The sequence below is a fragment of the Nostoc sp. MS1 genome (assembly GCF_019976755.1).
In the GTDB taxonomy this organism is placed as follows: Bacteria; Cyanobacteriota; Cyanobacteriia; order Cyanobacteriales; family Nostocaceae; genus Trichormus.
This window is the reverse complement of record NZ_AP023441.1, coordinates 1,900,602-1,914,109: the sequence shown is the minus strand read 5'-3', so window position 1 is coordinate 1,914,109 and position 13,508 is coordinate 1,900,602. Positions and strand designations below refer to the sequence as shown.

Here is a 13,508-nt window from a genome sequence, read left to right as displayed (position 1 = left end):
CTATGCTGAAACTTCCTATCTCTGCTATAGTCCCTACCCGTAACCGTAGCCAACCTTTAGCGCGAACACTTCATAGTCTGGCACAGCAGTCCGTACAGCCTGTGGAAATGATTGTGATCGATGGGTCTAGCGATGATACTACACAAAAACTTTGTCAGAGTCAAATTCCTGGACTTACTACTGATATTAAATATTATCGTGCAACAGAGATAGGTGCAGCGACTCAGCGTAATCAAGCAATGCTTCACGCTAACCAAAATTTTATTTGGCTTATGGATGATGACATTTTGCTAGAGCCAGAGTGTTTAATCAGATTATGGAAAGCATTACAAAGTGATATTCACCTGGGTGGTGTCAATGCCATGATTACAAATCAACGCTACCTACCCCCAGGAAGAATTAGCCGTTGGCTGTTTATGTTTCTTCATGGTCGTCTAGAAACAACATACGCTGGTAAGTGCATCGGCCCAGGGTTAAATCTGCTACCAGAAGATGACGCTAATTTACCAGAAATTGTCCCTGTAGAATGGCTAAACACTACCTGCACTCTCTATAGGCGGGAAGTACTACCTCAACCCTTGTTTCCAGCAAACTTTACAGGATACTCTCTGATGGAGGATGTAACACTTTCTTTAGTGGTGGGAAAACAATGGAAGTTGGCTAACGTTCGTACTGCAAGGATATTTCATGATAGCCAGCCAGGAGATCATAAAAATAATTCCGGTGTGTTAGCAAAGATGGATTTGGTGAACCGTCACTACGTGATGACTCAAATTTTACAAAAATGTAGTTTAGGCGATTATATTAAATTGATAGTTTTACAACTTTTTGGTATTTTTGCATCTTTAACATCAACAAAAGGTTGGATATCGCTACCTTTTGTTTTAAATGGTAAACTGCAAGCGATCGCAGAAATTATTTTTTCTCTAAATAGCTCACGTAGTTTGAAACAAGGAAATCAACCTTGAAAATAATCGCTGTTGGACTGCTTTTGTTACAACGAACTCAGCAAGGTTTAAGCAGTCGTTGTCGTAATTTATACTATAAATCTATGGGTGTAAAACTACAAGGCTATGTCTGGTTGCGACAGGTTGATATTCCTCGAAACTTTGATGATATTGAAATAGAAAGTTTCTGTGCTTTAGATCAAGGTGTAACATTACTATGTAGTGGCGAACCTCTATCTCATCCCAAAATTTATATTGGTGCTTACACTTACATCAACCGCAATACATTCATAGATGCGACTTTATCACTAATTATTGGTAAGCACTGTGGTATTGGCCCTAGTTGTTATATTACCGATCACGATCACGGTCTGGATATAAATTTACCACCTCTGGCACAACCGATGGTTTCTAAACCAACTAGATTAGGCGATCGCGTCTGGATTGGTGCTAATGTCACAATCCTCAAAGGTGTCACAATTGGTAACGATGCTGTAGTTGGTGCAGGCAGTGTTGTCACCAAAGATATACCAGAAAATGCGATCGCAGTAGGAGTTCCTGCTAAAGTGATTAAATACCGAACAGAGCAATGACTGAAACTGAAAACCTAGCAAACTTAGTCACTATTGGTATTACCACTAAGAATCGCTGGCAAGACTTGAAAATTACACTTACCAATATTAGTAAAGCGGGTTTAGGAGCATTACCTCTACTAATTTTAGACGATGCTTCGGAGGAATCTATTCCTTTCAATATTACAGATGTACTACCTCATATCAAGCTCCAACGATTTCCAGAATCAAAAGGTTTAATTGTTCGACGGAACCAGATAGCGCACTTGATCCAGACTAAATATTACCTCAGTTTAGATGATGATTCTTACCCTGTATCTGGTTCCTTAGAAGCAGCCATTAGATTTGCAGAATCACTAGACAATCTATTCTGCCTTAGTTTTCCTATTTACAACCCTGTACTTGCACAATATCAAAACCAATCTTTTGATGACCAACCATACCCAGTCAGATGTTTTGTAGGCTGTGGTCATCTTCTACATAAAGAACGCTTTCTGCAATTAGGAGGTTATCGTGAAGAGTTAATTCACCAAGGTGAAGAGATGGAGATTGCAGCTAGAGCTTTCCAAAAAAATTGGTACTGCTATCACTTTCCTCACTTCTTGATTCATCACACGGCTTCCAACACAGGACGTAATTGGCATCGCATGGACTTCTATGGCGCTAGGAACAATGTGTTGTGGAATGATTGGTTTGTACCTCCCCAACTCAAATTAATTAGGCAATCTCGCACTTTGGCATCTAGGGTCGTTTTAGGAATTAAAGTCAGACGTTGGGGACAATTTCAGGGAGAATATGCTGGATTTAGTGACATTCAAAAATTTAAAAGCTATCGACATAATATGTCAATGCAGCATTACAGGCAGTGGCAAACATTACCTTACACTTAACTACAGTCATTAAAGTCAATGCAGCATTAAATTGCTTTTGAGCCAGGGCTTGCAGACCAACCTAATCTGACTATTCCCTCTAACGGGACTTAAACATTTTTGACGCAGAAATAAGCCTCAAACCCTTACATAGCAAGGAGATTACATAGCAAGGAGAATACACCAGAGGCTCAAAAATGCTTGAAACCGAGATATAGCAAGAAACTACCTAAAACGATGTCAAAGTCTTTCTGGGTATACATTTTAGTCTGTTTTCTGGCTACTTTTTGTCTAAGTCCCGCTAATTGGACACAATATGCTGGCATTAATTTTGAATTTATCCCTCAGTTTGTGGGAGCTATTTTTGATGAAACAACAATAACTTTAGACATGGCTTACACTCAGCGTCCTTTTTTAAAAGGTAAAAACTATTTGATAAAATTGTCATTAATCTAGACTTCGTAATAAGACTCCTGCTACACCAAAACCTAAGTTTCATGACGATTGCTTAGACTCTAGACCACTTAGAAATAGATTTATCAAATTTTAACCTTACTTGTTGACCTTGGCCAGTTAAGGCTATATCTGTTCCAGATTTAATAGTTTGACAATTACTTGCAATCAGTACCGTTTTATCACTTGCACTAGCACTTGTAATTAAAACCTCTTGACCATCAACATAACGACTAATATTCATTTCTATTGTTATAACTGAATTGTTAGTAATATTTGACACTACTACTTCTTCACATTTTGGTTCAATAACATAAGGTAATGATACTTGCCAAAAATTCGCCGACCCTTGTAGGTCGCGCCTCTCAACATTAATGTACTGATTATTTTTGAAAAGTGGACGCTCATTAGTAAGCTCCGCCAATTGTTCAGGAGTGCGGCAATTTTCAAATATATTATTATCTATAATTATATTTTTTAAATCACCATAATAAAAAATGCAGCTAGCTTTTGACACGTTAGTATTTGTAGCGGCTTGATGGCTATTATTTTTTATTAATACGTTAGACACTTGACCAAATAAATAAGCCGTAGTTACTGGCTGTGTTTGTCCATATATTTGATTTTCGTAAAATTCAATATTTTTATTAATTCCACTGGTGAATAAAGCATTGTTAATATCGTAGAATTTATTTTTCGTCACAACAAAATTACTAGCCCCACCAAAAGGACAAATCCCTCCATGCGAGTTGTAAAAACTACAGTTAGTTACAATAACTTTGCGGTTTTCAGAAAAATTACCTTGGGCGACAACTAAGCCATGTGCTGTAGAATCTTTAAAGATACATTCATCAAAATAATAAGATTTATTCGGCGAAACTGGTGCATTCTCAACCCAAGCATTAGCTGTTTGTGAAAACTGGCATTTAGTAACGCTAAGATTAGCATCAAGGCTTAACATTGAGGCATTAGAAGCATGTAGTTTTGTATTTAATATAGTAACTTTTTCGACACCTATTCCCCCTGCATAAATTACCTCTCCTCTAAAATCATGTACGTAAACAGAATCAATTGTAATATTATCTAAATATTTATCAAAGTCTAACACTATACCCTTATGAGTAATGTCCCAGCCATCACCATTGGTTGGATTAGCAGGCCATCCACGATTTCCAGTGAAACCAGTGGTACCACCAGATAATTCTAGATTTTTGATGGTAATATTTTTTCTTGGTTGAAAGGAATTGTTAGTACCCCTAATCATAATTCCATGCCCTCTAACAACTTGGTTATTGATCAGAGACCAAGCACCTCTACTCTCAATAATAGTCTTACCAATACCATCCCCAATTAGAGTAATATTATCATGGTTAATAACAATTGATGATGGCGAATCACCTATTAAAATTTGTGGAGAAACTTGGTAATATCCTGTCGGTATATAAATAGTTCCACCGCCTTGTTGACCAACAGTATCAATAGCTTTTTGGATGATTCTAGCATTTGATATTCTTACAGAATCTCTATTTGTTTTACCACTAACTAATCTACCAAATTGATAAACATTCACGAAATTGTTTATGGTAGTTTGACTAATTAAAACTTTCTTATGTATTGATTTCTCTTGAGCTATTACTGATGAGTTGTTGAGAAAAAATCCATATAATGTACTGGCTCCTGAGCCTAAAGCTAACTGCATTAAAAATGTGCGACGATCCATAATTTAAGCTCCTAAAACTTTACTCACGCTAAATTCGACTATTCCTCAGAAAAAGGCATAATCCAGCAATATCTACAAAGTAGTAGAATCCTATTTTTGGTCAGATTTATGAATTGTCTAACCTTTAATAATGCTTGTTTAATTGTTAAAATATAGCTGTGAGAAGCTGATATCTTAACTTCAATCTATTTTTCATAGATTAACCTTGATATCAATCTTCTATCAAGTAGAATCTTTACGGAAATTTTATTTTTATAAAAAAAATATAAATATTTTTTTAAGTAAAAATACTGTAAATTGTATATAAAATCAACCATTTTTTACAATCAAGCCTCTATTTATAGTAGTTACAGAGAATTACGTGTCTAAATTGTTGAATAATAAATCTTCTATGTGGATATGTTGTCAACTGGGAGCGCGTGAGCATTATGCCATACCGCGATCGCTAAACCAGTCTGGACAGTTAGTGCATTTAATCACCGACGCATGGTTACAATCCAGTTATTTGCTAAATGGATTACCCAAACCCTTATTAGCTAATCTTAGGGAAAGATTTCATGCAGATTTAGCGACAGCTTCAGTTCATGCTTTTACCAGTTCATTGATTAGCTTTGAAATAACTCAAAAAATCAAAAAATCTGCGGGATGGGAAAATATTATTGAACGCAATAATTGGTTTCAAAAACGAGCTACCAGAGCATTATACAAGCTTACTCCCCAACTATCTCAATTGAATTTTCGTCCTACTTTATTCGCATATAGTTATGCAGCTTTAGAAGTTTTCCGTTATGCTAAATCTCTAGGTTGGCGCACGATTCTAGGTCAAATTGACCCTGGGCCATTAGAAGAAAAGTTGGTAATGGAAGAACATATTAAACACCCTTTTTATCAATCAAATTGGCAACCAGCACCCTCTTATTACTGGGATAGATGGCAGCAAGAATGTTTATTAGCTGACAGAATTATTGTCAACTCACTCTGGTCAAGTGAAGCTATACAGCAAGTAGGCATTCCTAAACATAAAATAGATATCATTTCTTTGGCTTATCAGCCACCTGAACAATCATATAATTTTCAGAGGATTTATCCCCCTGTTTTTTCAGAACACAGACCATTAAGAGTACTGTTTTTGGGACAAGTAATTTTAAGAAAAGGTCTGGCTGCACTTTTAGAAGCAGCTGAACTTCTAAAAAATCAACCTATAGAATTTTGGTTAGTTGGTTCTCAAGGTATTTCTACACCTCAACCATCTCCAGAAAAAGTAAAGTGGATTGGTTCAGTTTCCAGAAGTACTACAGCTATGTACTATCAGCAGGCAGATATTTTTCTATTTCCTACCTTATCTGATGGTTTTGGATTAACTCAATTAGAAGCTCAAGCTTGGAAATTGCCGATTATCACTTCTCGATTTTGTGGTGAGGTAGTAACAGATCAATTTAATGGATTGATACTATCAGATGTTAGTGGAGTGGCGATCGCACAAGCTCTTAACTTTTGCTTAAATAATCCTCGGCAATTAGAAGCCTTTGCTCAAAGACATATAGATATTACTAATTTTAGTCTGACGAAATTACAGCAACAACTTCAAGCTCTGCCTTATGCCATTATTTGAATTTTCTTATTTAGCTTACACACAAATTGGATTGATTATTTTTAGTGGGATTTGGATACTGCGGCGTAATGATGAAATCCCGCTATTTATAAACAGTTTCTTATTTTATATTAGCTCCTATCGATATTGGGCAGTTACTAGCGGCTTTGGCGAATGGGTAACTCTTGGTGAATTAGGAGGATTTCGTCCAATTACCGCACAAGATGCTTTAGTTGCACTAAATTACATGGTATTTGGTCAGATTTGCTTGGTAGCTACTTATATATTGTTCCAAAAAGAATCTCTACCAATTATTAAACCTATTGCTGATCGTCAGTTTTTAGCGTGGTTACATCCTATAGTCATTCGTTTTGGTTTACTTGGACTACCTATAATTTTGTATGTTCGCTATCGGGTAGCAGCACAAGTAGCATCGGGAAAGTCATTAGCTTTTGAAGTTAGCGGCTACCTGTACTTATTTCCTATGGTGTTAATTGGAATTGCCACCTTAATTCTTTGCGTTTGGAAATTTGGTGGTTTTAAATTCCTGAGTACTAAAATCATGGCTTTTGCCATTCTATCAGGCGTGTCTTATTACACCTTTAGTCCTACTGGTAGATTTCAATTTTTGGGATGGATGCTTGCTAGTGCCATCATTTTATCTTCTTCCTATCGTCCAAAAACTCGCATGATTATTTTTATGATTATTGCTGTTTTGGGTATTACTGTGTTTACCGTAGCAGGTGCTATGCGCTCCACTGTGGCTTCAGAAGATGCTCTTAAGCAGTCAGCATGGGAACGGGCATTTAGTGCCGAAGATGCCAATATGGTTGATGGTTTCGTTATGATACAGCAGGTCTATCCTCAACGTTTACCCTTCTCTTTAGGGATGGAGCATTTAGAAATTCTCCTGCGACCCATACCTAGAGCTTGGTGGTCTGAAAAACCAGTAGGCGGCTATATGAATAAACTAAATCTGACTACTGATAAAGGTAAAGGAACGTTAGGCATTTCACCGTCATTAATTGGTTCCTTTTATGCCGAAGGTGGAATTGCTGGAATTGTTATTTGTTCTTTTATTTATGGAAAAATTTTGGCCTCTATAGTCCGTTATACTACTAAAGTTCATCCTTTTGCCAGCATCCTAATTCGTGCTATTTTGTGTGCTTGTCTCATACCTCTTTTGCGTGGAGGAGATTTGCCAGGAATTTATGCTTGGTTTGGTATGGCGTTTTGGCCTTGTTTTTTGTTGCTGTGGATAAAACGAAGTTATTTCAAACGCAACTATCTAATAGGAAAACCGTTTTACTTTCAGACATAAATTTGAGTATTGAGAATACTATTAGCTATGAATATAACCGTTATTTTCTATAATATTGGAGGTTATCACGCTGCAAGACTGCGTGCTACCTACGTAGCTTGTCAGCAAAAAGGCTGGAATCTTAGCGCAATTCAAGTTACAGACAATACTCAAGAACATCCTTGGGGTAATGTAGAGCATGAAATTACATTTCCTTTAAAAACTTTATTACCATCAGCAACGACAGCACCCACAACTCCCCGCAATCAAGAATCTAAAGTTCCAGCCTCTCTCCTACCTTCTTGTTTAGATAGTTTACAACCCGACGTAGTTGTGATTCCCGGATGGGGATTTCCCATATCTCGTGCTGCCCTTTCTTGGTGTCAAAAACATCGTATCCCTAAAATATTGATGAGTGAGAGTAAATGGGATGACGAAAGACGACAGTGGTGGAAAGAACAGTTAAAATCTTGGCTTTATGTAAAAAAATATGATGCAGCCCTTGTAGGTGGAAAGCTACATCGTGACTATTTAATCAAGTTAGGTTTTTCCCCTGAACGGATTTTTCTTGGTTACGATGCAGTTGACAATGATTATTTTACTCAAAAAGCACAAATAGCTAGGCTCGATCCTGTTGCGGCTAGACAAAGGCAGCCAAATATACCTGAAAAACCTTATTTTATAGTAGTAACTCGCCTCATCAAACGTAAAAACGTCTTTCGACTTGTAGAAGCATATACTGCTTATCGTCAGAAAATAGGAGCTGAGACAGCTTGGGATTTGGTAATCTGCGGTAGTGGAGCAGAAGAAGTTGCTATTCGCAATCTGATTTTGGAACAAAAATTACAAGATTGTATTCATTTGCCTGGTTTTATCACTTACCAATCTATAGGTGATTGGTATGGCTTGGCTCATGCTTTTATCCATCCTGCTTTACAAGAACAATGGGGTTTAGTGTTAAACGAAGCTTGTGCTGCTGGGTTGCCGATTTTATGTAGCAGTACTGTTGGTGCAAGATATGAATTAGTTGAAGATGGAAGTAATGGTTTGTTATTTGACCCTGAAAATCAAGAACAAATAACTGCTTCTTTGCTAGCCATTCAACAAATGGATTCAGCTGCAAGAGCTAAAATGGGATATTTAAGTCAAAAAATTGTAGATAAATTTTCTCCCCAAAAGTTTGCTGACGGACTTTTAAAAGCTATTGATATAGTAAGAAAACCTATTATGTAAATTATTTATATTCAATATGAAAATCTTATTTGTTGCTCCTTATATTAGTACTATCTATGGTGGAACTTCAAAAATTGTCAAGGAGCTAATAGAAGGAATTGCTCGTCTAGACGTTAGTGTTGATCTCATTACAACAAATGCTAATGGGACAGATAATTTGGATGTACCATTAAATAAATGGATTAATCAAGAAAATTATCGAATACAGTATTTTCCTTGCTGGCATCAAGATGATTTTATTATCAGTTACTCTTTAGTGAAATGGCTATTTAATAATGTCAAAAAATATGAAATAGTTCATACACAAACAGTATTTGCACCAATTATCTCAATAGCCAACTGGATATGTAAATCTTCTCAAACTCCCTATGTTGTAACTCCTCACGGAATGTTAGAGCCGTGGGCTTTATCTTATAAAGGGTGGAAAAAAAAGCTTTATTATTCAATAATAGAGAATAAATTAATACAAAAATCTCAAGCCATCCAAACTACCTCTAGTTTAGAATTTCAAAACATCAATGCTTTGAGGTTCAAACACAGTGTTTTTGTACCTAATGGAGTGCATCGCCAAGACTTTGAACTTCCAGCAGAGGCAGAAGTTTTCTATCAACAATTTCCTGAAACTAAAAATAAAACTTTGATTTTATTTCTTGGTCGTATTGACCCTAAAAAGGGTTTAGATTTACTTGCTCCTGCTTTTGCTAAAGTTCATCAACAATTTCCTCATACCCATCTAGTAGTAGCAGGGCCAGATAATATCGGTTTTTTAGAAAAAGCTCAAAATTATTTTTTACAGGCTGGCTGTTTTGATGCAGTTACCTTTACGGGAATGTTGAATGGCTCATTAAAATATGCAGCTTTATCCGCCACTAATTTATATGTTGCACCTTCTTATTCAGAAGGTTTTAGTATGTCTATTTTGGAAGGAATGGCTTCAGGTTTGCCCTGTATAATTACAACTGGGTGCAATTTTCCTGAAGCAGCAGCAGCACAAGCAGCTCATGTTGTAGAGATTAGTCCAAATGCTATTGCTGACTCTTTAATAGAGTGTTTAACTGAACCTGAACAAGCAAAAGCAATGGGCGATCGCGCTCGTGATTTTATTTTCAATAATTATACTTGGGATCGTATTGCCGTTAATCTTTGCAAAGTTTATCAAGCAATTATTGATAAACAACCTTTGCCACAATCGCTTGAAACTCAATCAAATGAATTTATTGAGAAATAGTTAGTTTTTGAAGTTAACTATAAATATTGAAAAACTTTGAAAAAAAGGTATTACGGTAAAAAATTTAAAACTTACTGGAGTTTGGCTTTAGTAGGATTGTTGATTGCTTTACTATTAGTTATTCCAGTAAGGCTAGCGATCGCGCTTAATATGGCACCACAACCCGAAGCTTTTCTAGTTTTGGGAGGTGATCCAGCTAGGGAACAAGTTGCTGCTGAACTAGCTACATGGTATCCTTCCCTACCAATCTGGATATCTTCTCCTCCAGATGTTGGAAAAACTCTACAAATGTTTCGCAATATTCCTAAAACAAAATTACACATCGATGTAGAAGCAGTAGATACGGTAACAAATTTTACTTCTGTTATAGATGACTTAAAAGAACAGGAGATTCATCATATTTATTTGATTACGTCAGATTTTCATATGCCCAGAGCGAAAGCGATCGCTACGGTCATTCTTGGTAGCCAAGGTATTGTATTTACTCCGATTTCAGTATCATCTAAACAAAAGCAATCAGAATCTATTCCTCGTATTCTTCGTGATGTTGTTCGTTCACTCTTATGGGTTATTACAGGTAATACAGGAAGAACCTAAATTTAAAACCCGCTTATGCGGGTTTCTCTGGTACGCTAATAAATTTGTTTGCGAAGGCTGATACTAGCTATCAATAGAGCGTTATCAGCGAGTAATCAGAAACTATACTACTCTCTTCCTAGCCCAACGTGTTTCTTTCCAAACAATAAAGAACAAAACAGCAGATATCAAAGCTCCTAAATTCCATTTCACAGAATTTTTAAATAAATTCAAAGTTACAGAGGACTGATTGGTCTCCTTTTGGGTTTTCAATTGTTGCTTTGCTTGTGTTAGTTGTGAAAAAATTTGATTTTTTATATCTTGGGGATTTCTACCATTTAATGAACCACCTTGTCGTCGGATTAAGTTATCTATCTCTGTTGGTGAAGTTTGGCTCAACTGCTTTTCAACCTGATTAGCTTGAGAGAGCCTTTGCTCATAGCCAGTTCTAATTTGTTCAATGTTTGTGTTGTACAAACGTACTGTATTTACTACTCCTAAAGGAATTAGTAGCATATATAACAAAGCCACTAACAGTGTTAAATTAGATATTAATCCCAATATCGGCAGTTCCCATTTAGCCCGTTTGGTCAATTTACCAGAAAATACAAACAATAGTGCAATTAGTGGAACGCCTACTTGATTAACTAATCTTCCCATTGTTTGAAATTCCCAGTTGGGATTCATAAAGCTTGGGGGAACAAAAATTTCAACTATGTCTAATAAGGACAAAAATAACATGCCGTAGCCAAGTATTCGCCACAGATTAATTAACTCAAGTAGAGGCTGTATAGTTCCTACTAGTTTACTTAATTTTGTAAACTCTAATTCAACAAATTCACGAATATCAGTATCACGGGTGTTAGGTTCACGGATGTCAGTTTCAGCCATAAGTTTAAAGTCATTACAAAATTTACATTTACTAAAATTCAAGGTTCAGGAAATCGGGGTTGCCACCACTGATACCAAGAAAACCAAGCTTTTTCTAATACTTGGTAAGCTTCTTCATGAGAAGAACCTTGTACGGGAATAGATAAATACACCCACAAACAACGCTTGTCTAAAAGTGCTTCTTTTCCTATGAGAATTGGTATTATACGATGAAAACTAATATCTTTAGAAAAGCGGTTATCTCTAAACTGTGCATGGGTAAAAGTACTGTTTCCTCTTGGGTTAATACAAGAACTTAAATAAGCTTTTTGCTTATCTATACCTAGAGCATAGAAGCCAACTCCATTTTTCTGACGTATGATTTTAAATGATTTTATACCAAAATTACGTTCTAGATACATGCCAATATCTGCTTCATAAAAATTTCCTAAATAACGCATTTCGATATCTAGAGGTATGCTATTCCTCACATATCTATAATGTTTTTGCGCTATTAAGTCAGGATTATCAATAGATGAATGTTCTATAGAGTTAACCAAAGTTGGTTGCCATTGTGCTAAAGGTACTTCTTGAGGAAAAACAAAGTTACTAATTTTTGGTTTGTCTGGATTTGGAAACAATATTGATTTAGCTGTAACTAATATTCCTAAACCCAAGATGGATGCTAAAAACTTAAAGCGAATTTCTTTCCAATACATTATTCTGAAAGATGTGTAGTATTTTTATGTTCTTGCTCATTTCTGTTGAGTAAAAACCAACAAAACCCACATAACACAAGGCTAGCAATCATTGAAAATACAATAGAACCATCTCCATCATGCCAGTATTGAAATGCTTGCTTATTCCCTTGTCCTACTATAATGGCCATTAAAGCAACCCTAAAACTATTAACAACAAAACCTACTGAGGCTGCAACTATTGGTACAATAAATTTTTGTTTTAAGCTCAGATCGAATATGGCTATGAACATTACTGCTAGACTTAGCATGTCCATAATTACATCTATTCCAGAACAACCAGAATATACTTCTACGCTTCCTGTAGGGAGATGAATCATTATTCCAGAACGGTTAACTTTAAAACCTGTATACCAAAGAATAGCTGTAGATAGTTTAGCAGTTAAAAGAGATATATCTATTTTATATCTATACATAATTACTAAACTACGTATAGTAAGAAAACTTAGTAACAATAACTCTTTATAATATTGTTTTATTCCTTTATAACCAGAAGCTAATAGAGCTAAACCCAAACCTGACGTTAAAGTAGGGAATAGGAATAAAACTCCGATATTGATTGGTAATGTACTGTATATAAATACCCCCAATAGAAGCAATGCACCTACAGAGCTAGATAAAATTTCACTTTTTAAATCTAAAGTATAACATTTTTCTTTAATTAAAGAGTATACGGTTAATAAAAATAACAGCGTTATGTAAAAGCTAGTTGGATCACCGTTTCTCCATGCTATTGTTAAGTTAATAGCTATTAGTGAACCTCCTATTGCTAATAATAAAAATTCTACACTTTTTAATCTGAATGATAACTTGTTTTGCATGTTTTTTATTTTAATAGTCTTTAAAAACAAATTACTTTTTATAAATCAAGGCTATTTCTCTTTTTCTCTAGAAGTTTAGATATACAGAAAATTTTACTCTTATGTAATGTTTGCTATTTTAATACATTTTTATTAATAAAAATAACATAGCTTAAATTCTTTAATAAAACCTCATTAATAAGAATCACAAATAATTAAAGTTGATATTCTCTAATACATTACATTACTGTTTAATACAAAACGTTGAATGGTACAGAAATACATCAAATGTAATTTATCAATCATCAAAACAGTCTGTGAATTTATTCACTGGCTGTTTTTGCTGGGTTAACTGTTCAAATTACCTTGCTGAAAACTTATGAATTGATATATCCATTACATTACAGTAATTGCCAAGCGCATCTAAGCTCTGGGCAAGTTAGTGGATAATTTACAAGAATATTTAATGAAGCGAGTCACAGGGAACAACTTTGAAAAATACTCTATTAGAGGAGAAACTAAACTTTTAATTTTAAGAAAAGCGAACCTTACTATAGCTATTAGCTACAACAATAAAGCCTAATACATCTA

12 protein-coding genes are annotated in these 13,508 nt (G+C 35.4%); 8 read left to right on the top strand and 4 right to left on the bottom strand.

All coding sequences use genetic code 11. From position 1 onward, the window contains the following. Positions 1-2: 2 nt before the first annotated feature. The 3 genes from NSMS1_RS08335 to NSMS1_RS08325 are packed head-to-tail and all read left to right on the top strand — an operon-like array spanning position 3 to position 2,409. Positions 3-968 carry a glycosyltransferase gene (locus tag NSMS1_RS08335; RefSeq protein WP_224092460.1) on the top strand — a complete coding sequence of 322 codons (966 nt, stop codon included), beginning with the start codon at positions 3-5 and terminating at the stop codon, positions 966-968. Beyond that, the gene (locus NSMS1_RS08330) at positions 965-1,540 is read left to right on the top strand and encodes an acyltransferase (protein WP_224092458.1); all 576 of its coding nucleotides are present in this window, start codon (positions 965-967) and stop codon (positions 1,538-1,540) included. The genes NSMS1_RS08335 and NSMS1_RS08330 overlap by 4 nt, the downstream gene beginning before the upstream one ends. After that, positions 1,537-2,409, top strand: coding sequence for a glycosyltransferase family 2 protein (locus NSMS1_RS08325; protein WP_224092456.1), 873 nt, complete (start codon positions 1,537-1,539; stop codon positions 2,407-2,409). Before NSMS1_RS08330 ends, NSMS1_RS08325 begins: the two co-directional genes overlap by 4 nt. Before the next feature lie 487 nt (positions 2,410-2,896). Here the strand turns inward: NSMS1_RS08325 and NSMS1_RS08320 are convergent, their stop codons facing one another. Next, positions 2,897-4,561 (bottom strand): glycoside hydrolase family 55 protein, encoded by a 1,665-nt coding sequence (locus NSMS1_RS08320; protein WP_224092455.1) that lies wholly within the window; start codon positions 4,559-4,561, stop codon positions 2,897-2,899. A 361-nt stretch (positions 4,562-4,922) separates the two neighbouring features. Between NSMS1_RS08320 and NSMS1_RS08315 the strand changes: the two genes are divergently transcribed. Genes NSMS1_RS08315 through NSMS1_RS08295 form a run of 5 tightly spaced genes read left to right on the top strand, consistent with a single transcriptional unit; the run spans position 4,923 to position 10,510 of the window. Next, positions 4,923-6,173 carry a glycosyltransferase family 4 protein gene (locus tag NSMS1_RS08315; RefSeq protein ID WP_224092454.1) on the top strand — a complete coding sequence of 417 codons (1,251 nt, stop codon included), beginning with the start codon at positions 4,923-4,925 and terminating at the stop codon, positions 6,171-6,173. Then, positions 6,160-7,473 carry a hypothetical protein gene (locus NSMS1_RS08310; RefSeq protein ID WP_224092453.1) on the top strand — a complete coding sequence of 438 codons (1,314 nt, stop codon included), beginning with the start codon at positions 6,160-6,162 and terminating at the stop codon, positions 7,471-7,473. The genes NSMS1_RS08315 and NSMS1_RS08310 overlap by 14 nt, the downstream gene beginning before the upstream one ends. 27 nt (positions 7,474-7,500) lie before the next feature. Further along, positions 7,501-8,685, top strand: a complete 1,185-nt coding sequence (locus NSMS1_RS08305; protein WP_224092451.1) for a glycosyltransferase family 4 protein — start codon at positions 7,501-7,503, stop codon at positions 8,683-8,685. A gap of 16 nt (positions 8,686-8,701) precedes the next feature. Further along, a complete protein-coding gene (locus tag NSMS1_RS08300; RefSeq protein ID WP_224092449.1) occupies positions 8,702-9,913 on the top strand; it encodes a glycosyltransferase in 1,212 nt (403 codons plus the stop codon). Positions 9,914-9,949: 36 nt separating this feature from the next. Continuing rightward, the gene (locus tag NSMS1_RS08295; protein ID WP_224092448.1) at positions 9,950-10,510 is read left to right on the top strand and encodes a YdcF family protein; all 561 of its coding nucleotides are present in this window, start codon (positions 9,950-9,952) and stop codon (positions 10,508-10,510) included. A gap of 102 nt (positions 10,511-10,612) precedes the next feature. Here NSMS1_RS08295 and NSMS1_RS08290 read toward each other — a convergent pair whose 3' ends face one another. Genes NSMS1_RS08290 through crtA form a run of 3 tightly spaced genes read right to left on the bottom strand, consistent with a single transcriptional unit; the run spans position 10,613 to position 12,938 of the window. Beyond that, the gene (locus NSMS1_RS08290; RefSeq protein ID WP_224092447.1) at positions 10,613-11,380 is read right to left on the bottom strand and encodes an HpsJ family protein; all 768 of its coding nucleotides are present in this window, start codon (positions 11,378-11,380) and stop codon (positions 10,613-10,615) included. Between the two features lie 38 nt (positions 11,381-11,418). After that, positions 11,419-12,078, bottom strand: coding sequence for a cyanoexosortase A system-associated protein (locus NSMS1_RS08285; RefSeq protein WP_224092446.1), 660 nt, complete (start codon positions 12,076-12,078; stop codon positions 11,419-11,421). Continuing rightward, on the bottom strand, positions 12,078-12,938 hold the full coding sequence (gene crtA, locus NSMS1_RS08280; protein WP_224092445.1) for a cyanoexosortase A: 861 nt from the start codon (positions 12,936-12,938) through the stop codon (positions 12,078-12,080). The genes NSMS1_RS08285 and crtA overlap by 1 nt, the downstream gene beginning before the upstream one ends. Positions 12,939-13,508: the final 570 nt, after the last annotated feature.